The sequence below is a fragment of the Vibrio sp. LaRot3 genome (assembly GCF_027587025.1).
Classification (GTDB): domain Bacteria; phylum Pseudomonadota; class Gammaproteobacteria; order Enterobacterales; family Vibrionaceae; genus Vibrio.
Genome location: NZ_JAPPTI010000015.1, coordinates 1 through 21,287, shown reverse-complemented (window position 1 = coordinate 21,287; position 21,287 = coordinate 1). Strand labels below are relative to the sequence as shown.

21 protein-coding genes and 4 tRNA genes are annotated in these 21,287 nt (G+C 45.8%); 13 read left to right on the top strand and 12 right to left on the bottom strand.

Features of this window, described 5'->3' with window-relative positions; all coding sequences use genetic code 11:
- Positions 1-61 precede the first annotated feature (61 nt).
- From OH461_RS18425 to OH461_RS18415, 3 genes are all read right to left on the bottom strand, one after another.
- On the bottom strand, positions 62-1,369 hold the full coding sequence (locus OH461_RS18425) for an anaerobic C4-dicarboxylate transporter (RefSeq protein ID WP_270022015.1): 1,308 nt from the start codon (positions 1,367-1,369) through the stop codon (positions 62-64).
- 167 nt (positions 1,370-1,536) lie between these two features.
- Positions 1,537-2,976: an aspartate ammonia-lyase gene (gene aspA, locus OH461_RS18420; RefSeq protein WP_270022014.1), complete on the bottom strand. Its 1,440-nt coding sequence runs from the start codon at positions 2,974-2,976 to the stop codon at positions 1,537-1,539.
- 226 nt (positions 2,977-3,202) lie between these two features.
- The gene (locus OH461_RS18415; RefSeq protein WP_270022013.1) at positions 3,203-5,098 is read right to left on the bottom strand and encodes a sensor domain-containing diguanylate cyclase; all 1,896 of its coding nucleotides are present in this window, start codon (positions 5,096-5,098) and stop codon (positions 3,203-3,205) included.
- A 173-nt stretch (positions 5,099-5,271) separates the two neighbouring features.
- Between OH461_RS18415 and OH461_RS18410 the strand changes: the two genes are divergently transcribed.
- Positions 5,272-5,814: an FxsA family protein gene (locus tag OH461_RS18410; protein WP_270022012.1), complete on the top strand. Its 543-nt coding sequence runs from the start codon at positions 5,272-5,274 to the stop codon at positions 5,812-5,814.
- Between the two features lie 61 nt (positions 5,815-5,875).
- On the opposite strand, the gene trmL is transcribed toward OH461_RS18410, so the two are convergent.
- The 4 genes from trmL to OH461_RS18390 form a co-directional block, all read right to left on the bottom strand.
- Positions 5,876-6,352, bottom strand: a complete 477-nt coding sequence (gene trmL, locus OH461_RS18405; RefSeq protein ID WP_270022011.1) for a tRNA (uridine(34)/cytosine(34)/5-carboxymethylaminomethyluridine(34)-2'-O)-methyltransferase TrmL — start codon at positions 6,350-6,352, stop codon at positions 5,876-5,878.
- Positions 6,353-6,519: 167 nt separating this feature from the next.
- The gene (locus OH461_RS18400; RefSeq protein ID WP_270022010.1) at positions 6,520-7,137 is read right to left on the bottom strand and encodes a superoxide dismutase; all 618 of its coding nucleotides are present in this window, start codon (positions 7,135-7,137) and stop codon (positions 6,520-6,522) included.
- 65 nt (positions 7,138-7,202) lie between these two features.
- Positions 7,203-8,588 (bottom strand): envelope stress sensor histidine kinase CpxA, encoded by a 1,386-nt coding sequence (cpxA, locus tag OH461_RS18395; protein WP_270022009.1) that lies wholly within the window; start codon positions 8,586-8,588, stop codon positions 7,203-7,205.
- Positions 8,588-9,274, bottom strand: coding sequence for a response regulator (locus OH461_RS18390; protein ID WP_270022008.1), 687 nt, complete (start codon positions 9,272-9,274; stop codon positions 8,588-8,590). The genes cpxA and OH461_RS18390 overlap by 1 nt, the downstream gene beginning before the upstream one ends.
- 181 nt (positions 9,275-9,455) lie before the next feature.
- On the opposite strand from OH461_RS18390, the gene OH461_RS18385 reads away from it, so the two are divergent.
- The 3 genes from OH461_RS18385 (at position 9,456) to pfkA (ending at position 12,213) form a co-directional block, all read left to right on the top strand.
- Positions 9,456-9,950 (top strand): CpxP family protein, encoded by a 495-nt coding sequence (locus OH461_RS18385; RefSeq protein ID WP_270022007.1) that lies wholly within the window; start codon positions 9,456-9,458, stop codon positions 9,948-9,950.
- 121 nt (positions 9,951-10,071) lie between these two features.
- Positions 10,072-10,980 (top strand): CDF family cation-efflux transporter FieF, encoded by a 909-nt coding sequence (gene fieF / locus OH461_RS18380; protein WP_270022006.1) that lies wholly within the window; start codon positions 10,072-10,074, stop codon positions 10,978-10,980.
- A gap of 270 nt (positions 10,981-11,250) precedes the next feature.
- Positions 11,251-12,213, top strand: a complete 963-nt coding sequence (gene pfkA / locus OH461_RS18375; RefSeq protein ID WP_270022005.1) for a 6-phosphofructokinase — start codon at positions 11,251-11,253, stop codon at positions 12,211-12,213.
- Positions 12,214-12,293: 80 nt separating this feature from the next.
- Here pfkA and OH461_RS18370 read toward each other — a convergent pair whose 3' ends face one another.
- Both OH461_RS18370 and epmB read right to left on the bottom strand, forming a co-directional pair.
- Positions 12,294-12,797, bottom strand: coding sequence for an MgtC/SapB family protein (locus tag OH461_RS18370; protein ID WP_270022004.1), 504 nt, complete (start codon positions 12,795-12,797; stop codon positions 12,294-12,296).
- An 87-nt stretch (positions 12,798-12,884) separates the two neighbouring features.
- Positions 12,885-13,907 (bottom strand): EF-P beta-lysylation protein EpmB, encoded by a 1,023-nt coding sequence (epmB, locus tag OH461_RS18365; protein WP_270022003.1) that lies wholly within the window; start codon positions 13,905-13,907, stop codon positions 12,885-12,887.
- A 32-nt stretch (positions 13,908-13,939) separates the two neighbouring features.
- Here epmB and efp point away from each other — a divergent pair, with 32 nt between their 5' ends.
- From efp to rraA, 3 genes are all read left to right on the top strand, one after another.
- Positions 13,940-14,506: an elongation factor P gene (efp, locus tag OH461_RS18360; RefSeq protein ID WP_270022002.1), complete on the top strand. Its 567-nt coding sequence runs from the start codon at positions 13,940-13,942 to the stop codon at positions 14,504-14,506.
- Positions 14,507-14,621: 115 nt separating this feature from the next.
- Positions 14,622-15,539 carry a 1,4-dihydroxy-2-naphthoate polyprenyltransferase gene (locus tag OH461_RS18355; RefSeq protein ID WP_270022000.1) on the top strand — a complete coding sequence of 306 codons (918 nt, stop codon included), beginning with the start codon at positions 14,622-14,624 and terminating at the stop codon, positions 15,537-15,539.
- A 75-nt stretch (positions 15,540-15,614) separates the two neighbouring features.
- Positions 15,615-16,130, top strand: a complete 516-nt coding sequence (gene rraA / locus OH461_RS18350) for a ribonuclease E activity regulator RraA (protein WP_270021999.1) — start codon at positions 15,615-15,617, stop codon at positions 16,128-16,130.
- Between the two features lie 74 nt (positions 16,131-16,204).
- Here rraA and OH461_RS18345 read toward each other — a convergent pair whose 3' ends face one another.
- The gene (locus tag OH461_RS18345; RefSeq protein WP_270021998.1) at positions 16,205-17,548 is read right to left on the bottom strand and encodes an MATE family efflux transporter; all 1,344 of its coding nucleotides are present in this window, start codon (positions 17,546-17,548) and stop codon (positions 16,205-16,207) included.
- A gap of 132 nt (positions 17,549-17,680) precedes the next feature.
- Positions 17,681-18,451: a triose-phosphate isomerase gene (gene tpiA / locus OH461_RS18340; protein ID WP_270021997.1), complete on the bottom strand. Its 771-nt coding sequence runs from the start codon at positions 18,449-18,451 to the stop codon at positions 17,681-17,683.
- Positions 18,452-18,709: 258 nt separating this feature from the next.
- On the opposite strand from tpiA, the gene OH461_RS18335 reads away from it, so the two are divergent.
- On the top strand, positions 18,710-19,057 hold the full coding sequence (locus tag OH461_RS18335) for a 5-carboxymethyl-2-hydroxymuconate Delta-isomerase (RefSeq protein ID WP_270021996.1): 348 nt from the start codon (positions 18,710-18,712) through the stop codon (positions 19,055-19,057).
- A gap of 26 nt (positions 19,058-19,083) precedes the next feature.
- Positions 19,084-19,509, top strand: a complete 426-nt coding sequence (locus OH461_RS18330; protein ID WP_270021995.1) for a DUF805 domain-containing protein — start codon at positions 19,084-19,086, stop codon at positions 19,507-19,509.
- A gap of 75 nt (positions 19,510-19,584) precedes the next feature.
- Here the strand turns inward: OH461_RS18330 and coaA are convergent, their stop codons facing one another.
- Positions 19,585-20,508: a type I pantothenate kinase gene (gene coaA, locus OH461_RS18325; protein ID WP_270021994.1), complete on the bottom strand. Its 924-nt coding sequence runs from the start codon at positions 20,506-20,508 to the stop codon at positions 19,585-19,587.
- Positions 20,509-20,716: 208 nt separating this feature from the next.
- Between coaA and OH461_RS18320 the strand changes: the two genes are divergently transcribed.
- The 4 genes from OH461_RS18320 to OH461_RS18305 all read left to right on the top strand — a co-directional run bounded on the left by OH461_RS18320 (position 20,717) and on the right by OH461_RS18305 (position 21,111).
- Positions 20,717-20,792, top strand: a tRNA-Thr gene (locus OH461_RS18320).
- Between the two features lie 36 nt (positions 20,793-20,828).
- A tRNA-Tyr gene (locus OH461_RS18315) sits at positions 20,829-20,913 on the top strand.
- Between the two features lie 35 nt (positions 20,914-20,948).
- Positions 20,949-21,023: transfer RNA gene (locus OH461_RS18310), tRNA-Gly, on the top strand.
- 12 nt (positions 21,024-21,035) lie between these two features.
- Positions 21,036-21,111: transfer RNA gene (locus OH461_RS18305), tRNA-Thr, on the top strand.
- Positions 21,112-21,287: the final 176 nt, after the last annotated feature.

Sequence of the window (21,287 nt, the reverse complement as noted above, 5' to 3'; positions counted from 1 at the left end):
TTTTTACGCTGAGTGAAATAAAAAAGGAGCCGTAGCTCCTTTTATCTTAAAGCGGTCAGTTTTAAATCAACAAGCCACCAAAGGCGAAGCCAAGTGCTACGGCTGAGCTAATGGTTGCAACGCCAGGAATAAAGAAAGGATGGTTAAATACATACTTTCCGATACGAGTCGAGCCGGTGTCATCCATCTCAACCGCCGCAAGTAGCGTTGGGTAAGTGGGTAATACGAACAGCGCACTCACTGCTGCAAAAGATGCGACTGCGGTTAACGGCGCAACGCCAATCGCAAGTGCTGCAGGCATTAATGCGACTGTGGTTGCACCTTGTGAGTAGAGCAGCATAGACGCAAAGAACAACACCAGTGCTAACATCCATGGGTAATCAGCCAGTAACTCACCAGCAACGTCTTTAATTGCATCGACATGAGCGTTAACAAACGTCGCGCCCAACCAAGCAACACCAAGAACGCACACACAAGCGGTCATGCCTGAGCGGAAGGTACTCGCCGCTGGGATTTTGTTTGCATCAATTTTGGTAAAGAGAACTATCGCTGCTGCTGCTGCTAACATTACTGTCATGATAGCTTCGTTACGACCAAGTGCAGGGTTCTCAATCAGACCCACAGATTTTGAAATAGCGGCTGCGTAGCAAACAACCATTGCAATGGCAGCTAAGAAGATGAATGTTGCGGTTTTCGCTGTTGGTAGCAGCTCACGCTGCTTTTCAGAAGCTAGCTTAATCAACCCCTGCTCTAGGCGTTGCTGATAAACAGGATCGTCTTTTAGCTCGCTACCCATAAAGTTTGCGACAAATGCACCGATCATGCAGGCAATGAAAGTAGTAGGGATACAAACCGCTAATAGCGTTAAGTAATCGACGCCTTTTGGTGCCAGCATTGCGGCGAATGCAACCACGGCTGCTGAAATTGGTGATGCAGTAATGGCGATTTGCGAAGCCACGACAGCAATTGACAATGGGCGTGATGGACGAACACCTTGACCTTTGGCTACCTCAGCAATTACAGGTAATGTAGAAAATGCCGTATGACCAGTACCGGCCATTAGCGTCATCAAGAAAGTGACAATTGGCGCGTAAAAGGTGATGCGCTTAGGATTCTTGCGCAAAAAGTTTTCTGCCACTTGTACTAACCAGTCCATACCACCAGCAACTTGCATAGCGGCAATCGCGGTGATGACCGACATGATAATTAAAATGACGTCTACCGGAATAAACGCTTGGCTAGTTGGTACGCCTAAGCCCAGCGATAGCGCAATGACGCCAGCACCACCAGCAAAGCCGATACCAATTCCCCCGATTCGTGCCCCGATAAAAATAAAGAGCAGAACCACTAACAGCTCGACAGCTACCATAAATGACCCTCAAATTGTAATCAGCCTACTTACACGTCAAGTGTAGACTGGTCGTGATGGCTCTATATCCTTATAAGTATTTGTGCAGTGTATTGGCTGCCATCACTGTGAAGCGCAAAGTATTCAGCGCTAAAAAAGGGCCCCGTTTGGGACCCTCCTTGGTAATGTTATTCGTAACGCTTGGCTTTATACGTCGGATGCATGAAGTTTTCAACGGAAAGAATGTCATCCAGCTCTTCTTCAGTGAGTAGCCCTCGCTCAAGAACCACTTCACGTACGCTCTTGCCAGTTTCAGCACAAATCTTACCAACGATGTCACCTTCGTGGTGGCCAATGTATGGGTTTAGGTAAGTTACGATACCGATAGAATTGTACACGTAGCCTTCACAGATTTCTTTGTTAACGGTGATGCCGCTAACACACTTGTCACGTAGGTTAACGCAAGCATTTGAAAGAATAGATAGCGATTCAAACATGCTTTGTGCAATCACTGGCTCCATTACGTTTAGCTGTAGCTGACCGCCTTCTGCTGCGAATGAAATCGTGTTGTCGTTACCCAGTACTTTGAAACACACTTGGTTTACTACTTCTGGCACAACAGGGTTCACTTTTGCTGGCATGATAGAAGAACCTGCTTGAAGCTCAGGTAGGTTCAATTCGTTTAGGCCAGAGCGAGGGCCAGAAGAAAGTAAGCGTAGGTCGTTACAAATCTTAGATAGTTTAACTGCTAGGCGTTTTAGTGCGCCGTGGGTCATTACGTATGCACCACAGTCAGAAGTCGCTTCGATTAGGTCTTCTGCAGGCACTACTTCTAGACCCGTTACTTCTGCAAGGTGTTTAACCGCTAAGCCTTGGTAACCTGCTGGTGCGTTTAGACCAGTACCGATTGCCGTTGCGCCTAGGTTGATCTCAAGCAGTAGCTTAGAAGTGTATTCTAGTGCGCGAATCTCTTCGTTTAGCGTTACTGCCCAAGCGTGGAACTCTTGACCAACTGTCATTGGTACAGCGTCTTGAAGCTGAGTACGGCCCATCTTCAGTACGTTTTTAAACTCTTGGCTTTTATCTTCGAATGAACCTTTTAGGTATTCAATTGCTTCAATCAGTTTTTGTACGCTGTTGTAAACCGCAATACGGAAGCCAGTTGGGTAAGCACAGTTAGTTGATTGGCTCTTGTTTACATGGTCATTTGGGTTTACTAGGTGGTATTCACCTTTTTCTTTACCCATTAGCTCAAGAGCAAGGTTCGCGATCACCTCGTTGGTGTTCATGTTAACCGATGTGCCTGCGCCGCCTTGGAATACGTCCGATGGGAACTGATCCATACACTTGCCAGTTTCTAGCATTAGGTCACACGCTTCGATGATGTAGTTCGCGACGTCTTTAGGAATTGCGCCCAGTTCTTTGTTAGCAAGGGCCGCTGCTTTTTTGGTCATTACCATGCCGCGTACAAACTCAGGTACGTCAGAGATAGTAACGTTAGAAATGTTGAAGTTTTCGATTGCGCGTAGAGTGTGAATGCCGTAGTACGCGTCTGCCGGAACGTGACGTTGACCTAATAGATCTTCTTCAATGCGAGTGGCTGCTTTGCTTTCAGTGATTGTAGCCATAGGTGGATCCTTAGAGAATTATTCTGATAATAAACGTTGTTATTAGCCATTTCTGCAAGTAAGAATCCATTCGTCAGAGTGTTTGGCTGGAAAATCCGTCCTGACTTATGTGGCACATGATACTGCACTTTGCGCATAAAAATAGTAAGTGGATCACTATTTAAGTCAAAGGAATGAAAATAATTTCATCGCGTGAGATAGGTGTCCGATTGTTAACGAATATTTGTTAGGCGGAGCTATTGCCAATAGGCGTGACATTCGAGGCTGAATGGCTAATAACGCAGTTGCGTCCGCAATGTTTGGCTTGATAAAGCGCACCATCGGCGTTGTTAAAACTGGCTTGCCAGTCGGTCTCCATTTGCGCTACGCCAACACTGATTGTCAAAGTGAATTCTGCAGAGTGGGCAATCGAGCGACTGATGCGGCTCATCAGTTGGTTCGCTTGCTCTGTGGTGGTGTGATGCAGCAAAACCGCAAACTCATCACCACCAATACGGGCAATTTCATCGGTTTCTCTGACAGATTGTTTGAGCTTAGCGGCAAGATACATGATCACTTGATCGCCATAATTATGGCCTTTGCTGTCGTTGATTTGTTTGAAATTATCAATGTCGATGATTGCTAGGCAGCTGATTGGATGATCGGGGTATCGAGCCAAGAGGCGGCAGTGCTTTATTAATAGTGACTCGAATTTACGCTTGTTCCACAGTAGTGTTGCTGGGTCTCGCTCGGTCAAATCTTTCAGTTGAGCAATGCGGTTATGGTGTTCCGAGATATCGGTAAACGATAGAACGTAATAGTCACTGTTCGCTTGTGTTTTCGATTTATGTAGGCTGCGATTGAGTGGGCGGATTTCAGTCTCGCACGCTACCACATTCATCTGTTGATTAAATAACTCTAATACACCTTTCCAATCGCCTTTGTCTTGCAGATGTTGTTTGATTTGCTGCCATTTACTTTGGTCTCTTAGGAAGTGGCGCAGTCGCTTACCTAACAGTTGATGATGATTAAAATGAGTTAGCTCCAAGAAACGAGTGTTGGCTCGAATCAAATTGAAATGGCTATCTGTGAGTAATATGGCGTTACTGTTTTCCACCATGAGATCTGAGAAGGCTTGATTGAGCCGTTTGCTTTGATAGAACTCAAGCATTGCAGCAAGAGTCATCGAAAGCAGCCCGAGCACTAACCAAACGATGACCAATTCAGGTTTAGCGATAGCAAGTTGATGGTTAACCTTCTCAGCCAGTAGTGCCGCCGGATAGAGAGTGATTAAGGTGAGTCCTTCGATTTGAGCAAACAGTGGCGTTTGAATATGGCGGAAGATATAAAGCCCATCGGCGGTGTTGACGCTACCAAAAGGGTGTTGACTGTCTTGAATGGCATTCCACAGTTCAGGCTGCTCGGTGGGAATGGTAAATTGGCGGCGAGATTCAATCAGATGGCCGAACAGTTTCGATGTGTCGCTACTTAAAATGTAATAACCCTGTTGGTTGATAAAACTCACCGGTAATCCTTGGCTATTATGAGTGATTTCTTGAATCACTTGCAGCACATCGAGGTTGGCAATGAAATAGCCCATTCTTGCCTCACCTTCAATGGGATAAATTACCCGAAACCCCGGTTTGTAAGGCAGTACCACTTTGCCAAATTCATACTCTAAGTCTAAGCCGACATGGCCAGTTTGCTCGCTGTGTAGCCGCTGTGCGTATTGAAAGTAGTCCCGGTGGGCTTTGTCTTGTAGTTGCTCTTTCGGCACGATGTAAGGATTTTTTGCCGTGTGAGGGAAGTCAACTCGAATCACCTCATGACCATCATTGTTGAGGTAACGTAGTTGATCAAAGCGAGATGAATTGAGCGAGGTGATAAACCATTGTTTCTCTAAGTAGTGCTGTAGATTGGTTTGCTCATGCAAAGCGAAATCATACAACAGCGAAGAATGACCTATCTCGTAAAGTGTTTTGTCGATTTCGGAGTAGATCCGCGCCGCTCTTTCGTCCACATAGGACAAAAACTGCAAACCTTGGGTTTGCAGCTGTTGGAGCTGTTCGTCTTGGGTCTTATTGCTCAAATACCAATAATAGAAAAGGGGAATCAGTGATAGAGCCAACCACAAGACCAGCATTTTCCGTGCAATGCGAAATACTCGTCTCATAATATGTGTGAAGTTTTATATTGTTTTCTTATACCGTAGGCCAGTCCTAACGCTTTTTCAATGAACTTTGTAACATTTCTAGCCGCATAAAACTTGTCGGTTTAGAGGGTTAGTTGTAGTGTGTAACTAACAAAGGAGGGCGTGTGTTTCCTATCTTATTACTACTGTTTATTTTTGTACCGATTATTGAGATTGGCCTGTTTATCCAAGTGGGCGGGTTTCTAGGCTTATGGCCAACCATCGCGTTGGTATTGATTACCGCATTTGTTGGTGCTTCTTTAGTGCGTAGCCAAGGGTTACAAACTTTGATGAGCGTGCAAACGCGCTTACAACAAGGCGAATTGCCTGCTCAACAAATTTTCGAAGGCGTAATGCTCGCGGTTGCTGGTGTACTGCTGCTGACTCCGGGTTTTATGACCGATGCGTTAGGCATGCTAGTGCTGTTGCCAATGCCACGCGCAGCGATTGCGAAATATTTGATGAGTAAAATGGTGGTGAAATCTGTTGGCGGAAACTTCCAAGGCGGTGGTTTCTATGGCGGCGGCTTTCAAGGAGGTCAGCAAGGGCCATTTGATCAAGACCCATTCCAATCAAACCCATTTGATAAGCAAGAGGGTGGTAACACCTTCGAAGGTGAATACGAGCGTAAAGATGAGGATGATAACGATCATCCACGTTTAAAATAGTCGGATTTTAAATAGTAAAAAGGGCGCGAAAGCGCCCTTTTTTGTGTTTGGAGAATCGAACTTATTGTGCGCCGTTGAAATCGAATTGTCGCCATGCTTCATAAGCAATGATCGCGACAGCATTAGAAAGATTCAGGCTGCGAGCATCTGGCATCATTGGGATGCGGATGCGTTGTTCCATTGGAAGGCTTTCAATGACTTCAGCAGGTAGGCCACGAGTTTCAGGGCCAAATAGAAGCACATCACCTTGTTGATAGCTTGGATCGACATGGTGGCCAGTCGTCTTCGTGGTGCAGGCAAACAGTCGGTAGTCGCCTTCGCGCTGTGCTAAATATTCAAGGAAAGCGTCAAAGTTCTTATGGCGTTTTACGCGTGCAAGGTCGTGATAATCTAGGCCTGCACGGCGAACCTTTTTCTCTTCTAGGTCAAAACCGAGTGGTTCAATTAAATGCAGGTTAGCACCGCAGTTGGCGCATAAGCGAATAATATTGCCGGTGTTAGGAGCAATTTCAGGCTCGTAGAGTGCGATATCAAACATAGAAATACTTTCCGAATCAAAACTGGCAAGGAGTATAACCTTAATCAAGGCTCGGAGTCAGGTTGAGTCGGTATGAAAGTGTGTCGACAAAAAGAGGCGCTGACGATTACTGGGCGATGGTGCCAGCGCCTGCGTGAACTTAGCACTGTGTCTAAATTACCTTTGGCTTAGGCGCCTTGAGCGCGAGCCGTTGCGTAGTTTTCAGCAACCGCTTCCCAGTTCACTACGTTCCACCAAGCATCAATGTACTCAGGGCGACGGTTTTGATAGCTGATGTAGTAGGCATGTTCCCACACATCAAGCGCAAGAATGGGCTCACCTTGTACTGCTGCAACATCCATTTTCGGGTTGTCTTGGTTGCTTGTTGACGCAATTGCGAGTTTGCCATCTTTAACCACAAGCCATGCGAAGCCAGAGCCGAAGGTGTTGATTGCTGCTTGAGTAAATTCTTCTTGGAAAGTTTCAAAGCTGCCGAACGCATCAACAATGGCTTGAGAAAGAGCGCCATCTGGTTGACCGCCGCCGTTTGGCTTCATGCAGTTCCAGTAAAGAATGTGGTTATAGAAACCACCACCGTTGTTACGCACAGCGGGTGAATGGCTTGAGATGTTGGCAAAGATCTCTTCTAAGCTTGCGCTCTCTAAATCTGTGCCTTTGATTGCTGCAACAAATTTGTCGAAGTAAGTACGGTGGTGCTTGCTGTAATGAACTTCCATTGTTTTGGCATCAATATACGGCTCAAGTGCATCGTAGCCGTATGGTAGCTCAGGAAATACGTGTGACATAGTAATCCTCCTTATTATAAGAAGGATTACTTTAAATGATAATGAGATCGATTATCAACAATGTATTAGGTAGGGTTATTGATAGGAAGAGATACTTCAACTCTTAAACCGCCAAGTCGACTTCGTTTTGCAACGATTGTCCCACTATGTTGACGAATCGCACTTTCGGTAATGGCAAGACCTAAGCCAGTGCCTCCGCTGTGCCTGTCACGCGCGGTCGATACGCGGTAAAACGGTCTAAAGATGGCATCAAGTTCTTGCTCTGGCACGCCTTCACCATTGTCATCTACGGTGATGAATACATGGTCGTTGGATACATTCAGGGCTACATCCACGTGATCATGACCATAATGGATTGCGTTACGAACGATATTATCAATTGCGCTCATCAACAGTTTTGGTTGGCCTGAAATCGTGCGTTCTGGAATCGGGGTAAAGGTCAGTTTTTTACCCATTTGCTCTGCTTCAAACTGAGCATCATTGAGGATCGCCTCCCACAGGCTCGATATGGGCTGCGTTTCTCGCTCGGTATGGCTATCAACCTGCATACGTGACAATTCGAGCAGTTCCCCGATCATCTGTTCTAACCGCTGCGCTTCGGTATCAATTCGCGAAAGCTCCGGGCTTTCACCTTGTTTTCGCGTCGCGAGGGCGGTGGCCATTCTTAATCGAGTTAGAGGAGAACGCAGCTCGTGTGAAATGTCAGACAACAGCCGCTGTTGTCCTGAGATCATTTGATTGATCCCTTCCACCATTTGGTTGAAGCTCGCACCGGCTTGTCTAAATTCGCTGGTGCCTTTTTCTAATTCAGGGTCGGCAACGAATTCACCTTTTGAGACGCGTTTGGCGGCACGCTCAAGTTTTCGAGCAGGTTGGCTTAATGCCCACGCCAGCCAAAGTAATAATGGAGTGCTAACCAACATCACGGCTAAAAGCAGCTGGAAAGGTTTATCAAACATCCGCAGTAAGAATGGTGGTGGCTGATCCCACTTATACGCCACATACATTAATAATGGTTCGTTGGCGAGTGTAATAGGCACTGGGCCGGCCAGCATAAAATGGCCATACAGTTTTTGTTTGGGTTGATCCAATGAGTCCACAGTCGAAATAAGATTCTGCAACGCTCTTTGTTTGAAGTCGTGACGCTTACTTGTGGTCAGTATGTTGCCATCTAAATCACTGATGAAGTAACGGGGCCTTGGATCTCTTGGTGATGGCCGAGCAGATTCAATCCGGCGGATGATTTGTTTTAAGTTTTGGTAGTTAGCAAATCTCTGTTCAACACGTTGGCTAAACTCAACCATTTTCTCAAGGTTTTCAATAGGGACGTCACGCGCTTTACGGGGATCGAGGTGAGGCAAAGAAAGTACCGCGACCAGTACCAATAGCATGGTAAGCCAGAAAATGGCGAAGATACGGCCGTATAGGCTGGTAATGCGAGGCAAGCGCATCAATCTTCCTCCACTAACAGGTAGCCCCTGCCACGTAAGGTTTTAATACGTGGTTTACCGTCACTGCGCTCAGGGATTTTTTTACGTAAGTTGGACACGTGCATGTCAATAGCACGATCAAACGCAGCAAGGCGTTTGCCAAGTACATCTAGGCTGAGGGTTTCTTTGGTGAGCGTTTCCCCAGGGTGCTGGACAAAGTGGCTTAATAATGCGAACTCAGTCGTTGTTAGGTCGAGCAGTTGTTCTTGGCAGTAGGCTTCTTGCTTGCCGGGGTAGACTAAGATGTCTTGGTATCGAAAACTGTCGGTGGGTTTAGTGGTAGACTTAGATTGAGTGCGACGCAGTATCGCGCGGATACGAGCCAGTAATTCTCGGTCACTAAACGGTTTCGGTAAGTAGTCATCTGCGCCCAGCTCAAGACCAATGACACGATCGATCTCTTCGCCTTTTGCTGTAAGCATTAATACAGGTGTTTCCCAATTCTCGCGAATGCGCTTGAGAGTTTCCATTCCATTGAGCTTTGGCATCATCACATCCAATAAGATTAGATCGATGTCTTGGCTGAGTGCTTCTAGTCCTGCTTCGCCATCGTTGGCTTCCGATACATCAAAACCCTCAAAAGTTAAGACCTCTTTGAGCAGGCTAGTTAACTCCGTATCGTCATCAATCAAAAGAATGTGTGCCATGTGTGACCCCTTAATAAAGCTTTCTATGTTCATATTACTGGTTATTTGCAGTAACCATTAGCCTAATTTTTGCTCTTTACGATTCTTTACGCTCTCTAGACGTCACTTTACACGTGGGGTCGTATTCTAAACTCAAGCGCTGCAACGAGCAGCCCATCCACAGAATAGAAAGGTATAGATTATGAAACTAGCAAAGAAACTTGTTTTGGCGGCGGCGGTTGTTCCTCTAGCACTAGGCAGCGCGTCAGCTCTAGCATTCGGTGGTAAAGGTGACCATAAAGGCCCACACGGTAAGTGCGGCATGGGTATGGATCGCGGCATCATGAAACAGCTTGATTTGACGGATGCGCAAAAAGAGCAGTTTAAAGAGATGCGCACCAGCAACAAAGAAGAGATGAAAGCGAAGTTTGAAGCGAACTTCGAAGCGCATAAAGCGGAGCGCCAAGCCTATCAAGAGCAGGTTCAACAGCTTGTGTTGGCTGACAACTTCGACCAAGCAGCGGCAAATGAGCTGGCAAAACAGATGGTAGAGAAGCAAACAGAACGCCGAGTGAAAATGCTAGAGAAGCAGCACCAAATGCTTAGCGTGCTAACGCCAGAACAAAAAGCGAAGTTTGTTGAGTTAAGTAAAGAACGCGCAGAAAAATGCGCAGAGCAGCGCAAAGATCGTAACTAAGTCTTTGTTCCACTGCTTAACTTGAGTACAAGGCAGCCAATAGGCTGCCTTGTTGCGTTTAGGGTTAGCTGGTTATAATTAGCGCATATGAAAATTTTAACCCGATAGTAAGCGCCCAACTATGAAACATGATTATGCCAAGCTCGTGACTCTCGCTGCTTGGACAGCAACAATGGTTGCTACGTTACTACTGGTCGTAAAACTTGCCGCTTGGTGGGTGACGGGATCAGTCAGCTTACTGGCATCGCTCATTGACTCTTTGCTTGATATTGCAGCCTCTGTGGTGAATTTGATAGTGATTCGTTACTCGCTTCAACCTGCTGATAGTGAACACCGGTTTGGTCATGGTAAGGCGGAATCGTTAGCTGCATTGGCACAGGCGATGTTCATTTCAGGTTCGGCTATCTTCCTTATTCTTAATGGTGTGGAGCGTTTCTTCCGACCACACGAGCTGCAATCGCCGGAGTACGGCGTCTACGTCAGTTTGTTTGCCATTGTTGTGACTTTTGCTTTGGTTCGTTTTCAAAAGCAAGTGGTTAAAAAGACAGGCAGCCAAGCCATTGCCGCTGATTCGCTTCATTACCAATCCGATCTCTATATGAATGCCGCGATTATGGTGGCGCTGGGGCTAAGTTGGCTTGGCTTTGGTGTTGCTGATGCGGTATTTGCCGTCGCGATTGGTTGCTACATTTTGTATAGCGCAGCCAAGATGGTGTATGAGGCGGTGCAAACGTTACTTGATCGCCAGCTGCCAGATGAGGAAATCGAACAAATTCGCCAGATTTGTGCCAGCGTTGATGGGGTTCTAGGTGTTCATCAATTGCGCACTCGTATGTCTGGGCCGGTTCGTTTCATTCAATTACATCTTGAATTAGACGACCATATCCCACTTATTGAAGCTCATCGTATTTCTGATGAAGTAGAAATACGATTATTAGGCGCATTTCCTCAAGCAGATATTCTGATTCATCAAGATCCTTATTCTGTTGTTTATACATCAGAGAAGGATCAAAAGTCTGCTGATTGGTAAATCGCTGGGAATGGAAAAGTCAAAGTTATTGACTATCTTTTCAACGATAAAAGAAATAAACGTGATACTGATATGTATCAACAAAGTTAATTGCCAAACCTGTAATACTCTTACATAAGTAGAAAAGTTACATAATTTCGTGCAAATAAAAGTAGTATTCCTTTCAAGGAAAGGTAACATATTGCGCAATGAAAAGAATCTGGTTAGCGGCTTAACTGAAAGCCTCTAACGTAAAATTTGAAACAAGATTCCCAAAGATCGAGGGTGAGCATGATTAAGAAGATCGGTGTTTTGACAAGTGGCGGTGACGCACCTGGCATGAACGCGGCAGTACGTGGCGTAGTTCGTACCGCGCTAACTGAAGGCTTAGAAGTATTCGGTGTTTTCGATGGTTACTTAGGCCTATACGAAGACCGCATTAAGCAACTTGACCGTTCTAGCGTTTCTGATGTTATCAACAAGGGTGGTACTTTCCTTGGTTCAGCGCGCTTCCCAGAGTTTAAAGAAGTTGAAGTTCGTGAAAAAGCGATCGAAAACCTAAAGAAACACGGCATTGAAGCACTGGTTGTTATCGGTGGTGACGGTTCTTACATGGGTGCTAAGAAACTGACTGAAATGGGTTACCCATGTATCGGTCTTCCTGGCACGATCGACAATGATATTGCGGGTACGGATTACACTATCGGTTACCTAACTGCACTAAACACAGTTATTGATGCAATTGACCGTCTACGTGACACTTCTTCATCTCACCAACGTATCTCTATCGTTGAAATCATGGGCCGCCACTGTGGTGATCTAACTCTAACTGCTGCTATTGCTGGTGGTTGTGAGTACATCATTACTCCTGAGACGGGTCTTGATAAAGAGAAGCTAATTGCCAACATCCAAGATGGCATTGGCAAAGGTAAGAAACACGCTATCATCGCGCTTACTGAGCTAATGATGGATGCTAACGAACTAGCAAAAGAGATTGAATCGGCAACAGGTCGTGAGACTCGCGCAACAGTTCTTGGTCACATTCAACGTGGTGGTCGTCCTACTGCGTTTGACCGTGTACTAGCATCTCGCATGGGTAACTACGCTGTACACCTACTGATGGAAGGTCAAGGTGGTCGTTGTGTTGGTATCCAGAAAGAAGCACTTGTTCACCATGACATCATTGATGCTATCGAGAACATGAAGCGTCCAGTACGTAATGATCTATACAAGGTTGCGGAAGAGTTGTTCTAATCCAGCGCTTTGCATTGAAAAAAACCACCTCAAATGAGGTGGTTTTTTTATGTCTGAAAATGTCGAAAGATGAATAGCATTTATTTGTCGCTTATTTTACTGCGTGGCAGTTTACGGCTTTGGAATTTTTGGTGAACCCCGCGACGTAGAGACTTAATGCGGTTTTCCGCCTTATCAACACCAAGCAACACGGTTAGCGTAAGTGTCGTGATCAACACCGATTGCTGCATGTACCCTAGGCCTATCATCATCCCTAATGCGGCCAATACCCAAATAACGGCTGCTGAGGTAACGCCATGAATCTTGCCATCTAGAGTCATCATGACTCCAGCACCCAAAAAGCCGACGCCAGTAATGATTTGACCGAGTACTCGTGCCTGATCGAGCGTATTTGGTGACAATGAAACGGCCATCGACATAAAGAAATACGTACCGGAGATCACCAAGATCGAGGTGCGAATCCCTACCGGTTTACCGCGAGTTTGTCGCTCGACACCAATCAAAATGCCGTTGATCGCACAGCAAAGTAGCGCTGCCCAGCTAAAGGGCCCTAAGTCGAGTAATTGTTCGATATCTGCTGGCATAATGACCTCCAAAAGCGCGGAGTATGCCTAGATAAGACCGGGCGATCGAACAAAAGATTTTAATCGATAAGATTAAATTGTACTTGATTACTCTAGGTGCAAATCAAGCGGTGTCTTGCTGCTTCGACCGCCGATTTCACGGGTTAGCTTAGGAACAAGGTAGCCAGAAACTCGCGCCATCACGCCGGCCATAATCGCTTTGGCTTGTTGATCGGAGATATAGAAATGCGCCGCGCCTTGTACTTTATCAAGTACATGAATGTAATAAGGCATAACGCCTGCATCAAACAGTGCTTCACTAAGGTTAACTTGTGTCTCGACACAGTCATTAACGCCTTTGAGCATGACACCTTGGTTGAGGAGAGTAACACCAAGGCGTTTTAACTTATGTAGTGAATCTATCAATTCATCATTGATTTCGTTGGCGTGATTGATGTGCGTGACAAGAATAGTTTGCAGGCGAGTTTCAGCCAACATAGAACACAATTGCTCAGTAACTCGAGCAGGAATCACCACAGGTAAGCGAGAGTGAATACGTAAGCGCTTAATATGAGGAATGGCTGCGATGCCATCAATTAGCCATTGCAGTTCGTCATCTTTCGCCATTAAAGGATCGCCACCAGACAAAATGATTTCATTGAGCTCTGGATGCAGGGCGATGTAATCAAGGCTCTGTTGCCATATTTGCTTACTGCCTTTGTTCTCTTGATAAGGGAAATGGCGACGGAAGCAATAACGGCAATTCACTGCACAGCCACCTTTCACAATCATTAGCGCTCGGTTTCGGTATTTATGCAGCAAGCCGGGAATTTCGTTGTTTTGCTCTTCAAGCGGATCGGTAGAGTAGCCGGGCTCGACCAGAAATTCTTCCGATAAAGGTAAAACCTGACGCAAAAGAGGGTCATAGGGATTGCCTTTTTCCATTCTATCGACAAAACTTTGCGGCACACGCTGCGCAAATAGCCGACGAGCTTTGAATCCAAGTTGCCAAGGAGCAGGATCAATCTGCAAATGTTCAAGCAACTTAGCTGGATCAGAGATCCCATTCGCTAGCTGTTTGAGCCAGTTTTGCTCAACAGATTCGATATTTCGGGTTATGATGTGCGGCATTGAATTTAGCTCTAAGAATGTAAGAGGACAAAATGGCTACTGTTAGCACCAATGAATTTAAAGGCGGTCTTAAATTAATGCTTGATAACGAGCCTTGCGTTATCCTGGAAAACGAATACGTAAAACCAGGTAAAGGCCAAGCGTTCAACCGCGTTAAAATTCGTAAACTTCTTTCTGGTAAAGTGCTAGAGAAAACCTTTAAGTCTGGCGAAACTTGTGAAGTTGCAGACGTAATGGATATCGACCTAGATTATCTATATAACGACGGCGAATTCTACCACTTTATGAACAACGAAACATTCGAGCAGATCGCAGCAGATACTAAAGCGGTAGGCGAGAACGCTAAGTGGTTGGTAGAAAACAACACTTGTATGCTGACTCTATGGAACGGTAACCCAATCGCAGTTACTCCACCAAACTTCGTAGAGCTAGAAGTTACAGAAACTGACCCTGGCCTAAAAGGCGATACTCAAGGTACTGGCGGCAAACCAGCGACACTGAGCACTGGTGCGGTAGTTCGTGTACCTCTATTCATCGCAATCGGTGAAGTGATCAAAGTGGATACTCGCTCTGCAGAATACGTAGGTCGTGTTAAGTAAGCTTTACTTGCTTAAAATTATAAAAAGGTCACTTCGGTGGCCTTTTTTAGTTTTTGCGGAGTAATCATTGATGTGACACAATTTTCAAATAGAGATATGTTACTAAACTTACAAAATGAAACAGACACTACAAATATGGCTTGATGCCGCTCGACCTAAAACTTTGCCACTGGCACTGGTCTCTATTTTGACTGGTAGTGTGCTAGCGTTTTCGACGCATCATTTCTCGCTTTCTGTCGCTGTGCTGGCCTTTATTACCGCGACGCTATTACAGATTCTGTCTAACCTTGCCAATGATTACGGTGATGCCGTTAAAGGTACAGACAACGACAAACGCCTTGGTCCGACTCGTGCCATCCAATCGGGTGCCGTATCCCTTAAGACCATGAAACAGGCGATCATCGTTAATATTATTTTTACCGCGATATCAGGTTTAGCCCTAGTTCTGCATTCGTTAAATAGCATGGAAAGCATCTTGGCGTTTTTAGGTTTGGGTGTGTTGGCCATCATCGCAGCGATTGCTTATACCGTCGGTAACAAACCTTATGGCTATGTTGGCCTTGGCGATATCTCTGTGTTTATCTTCTTTGGTTTACTCGGCGTCGCGGGAACGTACTTCCTACACACTGGGATTGTTGAGCCATCGCTCGTATTACCGGCTGTGGGTTGCGGTTTACTCGCAGTGGCGGTTTTGAACATCAATAACATGCGTGATATTGAAAACGATGAGCAGTGCGGTAAACGCACCGTGGCTGTAAGACTGGGTCAAAAGCGCGCGAAGCATTACCACTTTGCGTTACTTATTGGTGCGGTGCTTGCGTTTGTGGTGTATCTGATGCTGCAACCTGCGCCTGTCTGGGTAACGTTACCTTTCTTATTTAGTGCATTAGTGGTGTTTAAGCACGGTAAGGCCGTGTGGCTGGCAGAAGAACCTGCCCATATTGCGCCAATGATGCCAGTTATAGTGAAATGTTCGTTGGTGACTAACCTATTGTTTGCCGGAGTGGTTATAGCTCAAACTCTGGTGAGATGATCACCGTTTGTCATTGCAATGACTTACTGACTGGATATACTCGATTAATAGACCAATGCTATGAGACGAAATGCGATGGAATACAATACTTCAGCTTTGTGTGATATCTACTTAGATCAAGTAGACGTAGTAGAACCTATGTTCAGCAACTTTGGCGGCAGCGCTTCGTTTGCTGGTCAGGTAACCACGATTAAGTGCTTTGAAGATAACGGCATTATTCGCGATATCTTAGAGCAAGATGGTGTTGGTCGAGTATTACTTATTGATGGCGGTGGCTCACTGCGTCGTGCGCTGATTGATGCTGAAATCGCGACACTAGCCGAAGAAAACGAGTGGGAAGGTATTGTGGTTTACGGCTGCGTTCGTGAAGTGGATGAGCTGGAAGACATGAGCATTGGTATCCAAGCTCTGGCATCGATTCCTGTTGGTGCAACCAACAAAGGTGAAGGTGAGACGGATATTCCAGTTAACTTTGGTGGTGTCACTTTCTTACCGGAAGACTACCTCTACGCTGATAATACCGGCATTATTCTGTCTCAAGAGCCACTCAATGTCGATTTAGAGCTTGATGAAGAAGAGCCGGAGCTTTAACGCTTAACCTGATTTCGAAAACGCCAGCAGATATGCTGGCGTTGTTGTTTTGGGGGGACGGTTTTTAGTGTTGCTTAAGCGGAATGGGGTAAATGTTCTTCGCGCAATCGTAATGTGTACACATAACCTAAGATGCCACCGAGAATATTACCTACCGCGATACCGACAAAAATGCCCTCTATCTGATATAACTCGCCACCTACCCAAGCCAGCGGTAGAGTAAAGAAGAACAATCGGGCTGCGCTCCAACGGAATGCTCGCATTGGCTCATGCAGGGCATTGAGCCCCGAGACCAGCATCATCATGATGCCTTGAAATCCATAGCCAAATGGCACCACTAATAAGTAGTGCCAAAGCATATCTTGCACTGCTTGTTCTTGGGAGAACAGCGCCGCGAGTGGAATGCTCAGCGGTACCATCATGATAAAAATCATGAACTGAAAGACGATTGAAAAGCGCATACCAAGAAATAAGCCAGCAAAGCTGCGCTCAGGATTATTTGCGCCAAAGTTTTGTGCCATAAAAGGAGTCAGTGCTGACGTCAGCGACATGAGCACTAATATCAGGATTGATTCGATACGTTGGGCTGCGCCATAAGCGGCCACAGCAACTGTGCCGTGCTGAGAAAGTATCATCATTAGCAGCGCGCCAGAGAGCGGCGACATAGCGCTAGAGAGGGCGGCAGGCGTACCGATCTTTAGGATGTTTTTCCAATCTTGCATCATGAAAGGCGCTTTTGGCCACGTGAGCAGCTTTTCGCGTTTGATCAAAACAAACAGTGATCCGCACAACGCACCTAGCCAGCTGAACGCACTGGCGATAGCTGCACCTTGAATTCCCAGCTCAGGGAATGGCCCGTAACCAAATATCAATAATGGGTCGAGTACGCCATTGATCAACCCTGCCGTCATCATGATCTTGGCGGGTGTTTTGGTATCGCCAGTCGCACGAATGGCCGCGTTCCCTGCCATAGGCAGAACGAGCAAAGGAATGGCCATATACCAAACCGCCATGTATTGCTCAATCATAGGGATTAGGCTTGGCTCTGCACCGAGCAGCAGAAATAGAGGCTCGATTGTAAATAAGCCCAATGTCGATGCTAACGCAACCAAGATGACCGCCAGAATAAGACCATGGGTAGAAAAACGCGCGGCATCTTGAGCTTGGCCTTGGCCTAATAGACGGCCAATATTGGTCGACAAGCCCATTCCTATACCCATGGTGATGCAGTTAACGCCAAAGGTAACTGGGAAGGTATAGCTCACCGCAGCGAGTGCATCAGTGCCGAGCAGAGAGATGAAAAAGGTATCCACCAAGTTAAACATCAAGATCGCAATCAGCCCGACGGTCATAGGGACGGTCATTTGACGCAATACTTGAGGAATAGGGCCATTGAGTAGGCCGTGCTTATCTTGCATAACACAATTAAGTTGATGGAAAAGGCTAGAGTACTTGATTAAGGATGGATGGGGTAGTGATTGACGAGTATTGAGGCAATAAAAAAGGCCAGCCGAAGCTGACCTTTCAATGCGTTTTCAACTAGGTTGAAATTATGCTTTAGCTGCTGCCGCTGCTTTAGCAATAGCTGCGAAGCTCTTAGCGTCTAGAGAAGCACCACCAACTAGAGCACCATCGATGTCTGGTTGTGAGAAGTAAGCTTCAGCGTTTTCTGGCTTAACAGAACCGCCGTACTGGATGATTACTTGTGCTGCTACTGCTTCGTCTTTCGCTGCGATTAGTGCGCGGATAGAAGCGTGGATGCGTTGTGCATCTTCAGCTGTTGCTGCTTTACCAGTACCGATAGCCCAGATTGGTTCGTAAGCGATGATTGCGCCGTTTAGAGCTTCAACACCGTAAGTGTCGATAACTGCGTTGATTTGACGTGCACAAACTGCTTCAGTTTCGCCCGCTTCGTTTTGAGCGTCAGTTTCACCGATACAGAAAACAGGTTTTAGGCCGTTCTCTTTTAGGAAGTTGAATTTCTTCGCGATGAACTCGTCAGATTCGTTGTGGTATTCACGACGCTCTGAGTGACCGATGATGATGTGAGTAGCACCGAAGTCTTTCAGCATTTCTGGAGACATGTCGCCAGTGAAAGCACCGCTGTTGTTTAGGTCAGTGTTTTGAGCACCAAGGATGATCTTGTTGCCGCCTTCTGCGATTACACGCTCAGCTAGGTCGATGTATAGAGCTGGTGGAGCTACTGCTACGTCTACACCTTCAACGCCTTCAAGTTCAGCATTAAGACCAGTTAGCAGCTCTTTAACCATAGCTTTGCTGCCATTAAGTTTCCAGTTACCCATCACTACAGGACGACGCATAGGAATATCTCCGTATTATTTAAATTAAAGCGTTAATGTAAAAAATCTACGTAGGAATATAACAGAATAAATCCAGCAGATCATGACCCGAATCATTTCTTAATCGAATCTCAATCAATGGTCGGAGCAATTTACTAAACAAAGGTCGATCAAGAGAGGATCAGTGATCCAACAAACAGAATAATAGTATGAGACTCGGAATCTGATGGTGAAATTGGTAATACTGTGGCCTCTATCAGCTCTTAAGCAGGGAATCGCATGCCAAACTTAGTAATGGAATACTCGAATTCGGTTGATGAACGCGTCAATGTACAAGGCTTACTGGAAGATTTACATCATGTAGCATTACAATCGGGTTTGTTTGATGTTGCTTCGGTGAAGTCGAGAGCGACGCGCTACCATGATTGGTTAGTAGGCGAAGAGGCCAATAGTGTCGATTTTATTCATATTACGTTTGAGTTACTGAGTGGCCGAACTCAAGAACAAAAGCGTGAACTTTCCCGCCAGTTAATGAACATACTGCAAGATCAGGCGAGCCATATTCGAAGTTTAACCGTCAATGTGCGTGATATGGACATTGATTGTTTTCAAAAAGTGGTGAATTGAGCCACGTTATTTTTTAGGTAAGAGAAATGTCGATTAAAGAACTGCTGTTTTCTTTTCAGGGCCGCATTGGCCGTAAAGTGTTTTGGATTTGGAATGCTGTTTACTACATTATGATTGTTGGCTTTGCTGTAGGCATGAGTCAGTTATTTCCAGCGCAAGCACACCTGATTTTACCGGTATTTCTCATCTTTGTGTTGATCCCAGATTTAGCGATTACCGCTAAACGTTGGCATGACCGAGGCAAATCAAGCTGGTGGCTATTAATGAATCTACCGTTAGTGATTGGCCGCATGACTGTACCTGTAGGAGAGTCGGCATCAGCAGGTCCTGCGAGCACTTTACAGATGGTTAGCTCTCTGGCGGCATTAGTGTGTGGCGCATGGATTTTGATTGAATGTGGCTTTCTAAAAGGTCAGTCTGGTAACAACCAATATGGACCAGAGCCAAAATAGAGCAGAGCTGTACTCTAATGCAGAACGTAAAAAACCAGAGCGATTGCTCTGGTTTTTTGTTTTTGGGAGTAAGGATTATTTTCTAAGCAAGATCTCTTCAACGCTGTGGTCAGAGCCTTTTTTCAACACCAACTGAGCTCGCCCTTTAGTTGGTAATATATTTTGGTTGAGGTTGAGGCCGTTGATCGACTGCCAAATATCCTTTGCCTTAGCAATGGCTTCCTGCTCACTCAATTGCGTGTAATGGCTAAAGTAAGAGCCGGGCTTTAAGAATGCACCTTGGCGAAACTTTAAGAACCGCTGAACATACCAATGTTCAATAACATCAGTGTCGGCGTCAACATAGAGTGAGAAATCGAGAAAATCTGACACAAACACTCGGTGAGGCTCTTGCGGATAATCCATACCACTTTGTAAAACGTTTAAACCTTCAATAATGAGCACGTCAGGGCGATCGATGGTCTTCACTTCGTCGGTAATATCGTAAGTAATATGTGAGTAAACTGGGACTTCTAAGTTAGGTTTGCCCGCTTTAACATCAGAGACAAATTCCACCAAACTTTTGATGTCGTAAGATTCTGGAAAGCCTTTACGGTGCATGATGCCACGTTCATCGAGCACCTTCTTGGGATATAAGAAACCATCGGTGGTGACCAGCTCGACTTTTGGGTGATTATCCCAGCGAGAGAGCAGTGCTTTGAGCAGACGTGCTGTGGTGCTTTTTCCTACCGCAACACTGCCTGCAATCCCAATAATAAAGGGTGGTGCGCTTTCTTGACCGCCTAAAAAGTTGTGCAATACAGAGTTGCGGCTCTGACGAGCTGCTATATAAAGGTTGAGTAGGCGAGCGAGTGGCAAATAGATCTCTACCGACTCTTGCATGGTTAGGCTTTCGTTTACGCCTTGTAGCTCTTTTAGGTCTTCTTCGGACAGCGTCATAGGCACGGCATTACGCAATTCGGCCCATTGCTGACGGTTAAAAGAGAGATACGGTGTCATGGTCTTCCTAACTCTGGTTCTTATAGTGCGAGCTGCGAAAATACATCAACCCGAATAGAAAGCAAATGGCTGACACTGCAGATTTGTTTTTATTGACTGAAATTGTGCGAAAATTCAGCAAATGAACAGAAAGAGAGGAAAAACCTTACTTTTTTTGAATTTGCTATTGCAAGGCAGAAAATCATTCAATAGAATGCGCACCACTTATGCCGACTTAGCTCAGTAGGTAGAGCAACTGACTTGTAATCAGTAGGTCACCAGTTCGATTCCGGTAGTCGGCACCATTCTCTCCTTTAGTAGTGAGAATGGCTTAAAAATTTGGAGGGGTTCCCGAGTGGCCAAAGGGAGCAGACTGTAAATCTGCCGGCACTGCCTTCGATGGTTCGAATCCGTCCCCCTCCACCATATTCTTAAGGAAATAGCTCACAGAGTTACGTGTTGCGGGCATCGTATAATGGCTATTACCTCAGCCTTCCAAGCTGATGATGCGGGTTCGATTCCCGCTGCCCGCTCCACTCAATAGTGATGCTGATATAGCTCAGGCGGTAGAGCGCATCCTTGGTAAGGATGAGGTCCCCAGTTCGACTCTGGGTATCAGCACCAGCTCTCAAGCACACTTTTCCTTTTGATACTTTCTCTCTACTAAACTACGTTTAGTGATTGAAGGTAACTTAATCACCAATACTTTTTGGTTGCGTGGTCATCAAAGCCACCTAAATCCGTACCTAGAGGGACAACTCATGTCTAAAGAAAAATTTGAACGTACGAAACCGCACGTA

Excerpts from the sequence above, each read along its gene's own strand:
- rraA (WP_270021999.1), top strand. The coding sequence starts at position 15,615 with ATGGAATACAATACTTCAGCTTTGTGTGATATCTACTTAGATCAAGTA.
- OH461_RS18425 (WP_270022015.1), bottom strand. The coding sequence starts at position 1,369 with ATGGTAGCTGTCGAGCTGTTAGTGGTTCTGCTCTTTATTTTTATCGGG.
- OH461_RS18390 (WP_270022008.1), bottom strand. The coding sequence starts at position 9,274 with ATGGCACACATTCTTTTGATTGATGACGATACGGAGTTAACTAGCCTG.
- aspA (WP_270022014.1), bottom strand. The coding sequence starts at position 2,976 with ATGGCTACAATCACTGAAAGCAAAGCAGCCACTCGCATTGAAGAAGAT.
- OH461_RS18400 (WP_270022010.1), bottom strand. The coding sequence starts at position 7,137 with ATGTCACACGTATTTCCTGAGCTACCATACGGCTACGATGCACTTGAG.
- efp (WP_270022002.1), top strand. The coding sequence starts at position 13,940 with ATGGCTACTGTTAGCACCAATGAATTTAAAGGCGGTCTTAAATTAATG.
- pfkA (WP_270022005.1), top strand. The coding sequence starts at position 11,251 with ATGATTAAGAAGATCGGTGTTTTGACAAGTGGCGGTGACGCACCTGGC.
- cpxA (WP_270022009.1), bottom strand. The coding sequence starts at position 8,588 with ATGCGCTTGCCTCGCATTACCAGCCTATACGGCCGTATCTTCGCCATT.
- epmB (WP_270022003.1), bottom strand. The coding sequence starts at position 13,907 with ATGCCGCACATCATAACCCGAAATATCGAATCTGTTGAGCAAAACTGG.
- coaA (WP_270021994.1), bottom strand. The coding sequence starts at position 20,508 with ATGACACCGTATCTCTCTTTTAACCGTCAGCAATGGGCCGAATTGCGT.
- OH461_RS18345 (WP_270021998.1), bottom strand. The coding sequence starts at position 17,548 with ATGCAAGATAAGCACGGCCTACTCAATGGCCCTATTCCTCAAGTATTG.
- trmL (WP_270022011.1), bottom strand. The coding sequence starts at position 6,352 with ATGTTTGATATCGCACTCTACGAGCCTGAAATTGCTCCTAACACCGGC.
- OH461_RS18330 (WP_270021995.1), top strand. The coding sequence starts at position 19,084 with ATGTCGATTAAAGAACTGCTGTTTTCTTTTCAGGGCCGCATTGGCCGT.
- OH461_RS18335 (WP_270021996.1), top strand. The coding sequence starts at position 18,710 with ATGCCAAACTTAGTAATGGAATACTCGAATTCGGTTGATGAACGCGTC.
- OH461_RS18385 (WP_270022007.1), top strand. The coding sequence starts at position 9,456 with ATGAAACTAGCAAAGAAACTTGTTTTGGCGGCGGCGGTTGTTCCTCTA.
- OH461_RS18355 (WP_270022000.1), top strand. The coding sequence starts at position 14,622 with ATGAAACAGACACTACAAATATGGCTTGATGCCGCTCGACCTAAAACT.
- fieF (WP_270022006.1), top strand. The coding sequence starts at position 10,072 with ATGAAACATGATTATGCCAAGCTCGTGACTCTCGCTGCTTGGACAGCA.
- OH461_RS18415 (WP_270022013.1), bottom strand. The coding sequence starts at position 5,098 with ATGCTGGTCTTGTGGTTGGCTCTATCACTGATTCCCCTTTTCTATTAT.
- OH461_RS18370 (WP_270022004.1), bottom strand. The coding sequence starts at position 12,797 with ATGCCAGCAGATATCGAACAATTACTCGACTTAGGGCCCTTTAGCTGG.
- tpiA (WP_270021997.1), bottom strand. The coding sequence starts at position 18,451 with ATGCGTCGTCCTGTAGTGATGGGTAACTGGAAACTTAATGGCAGCAAA.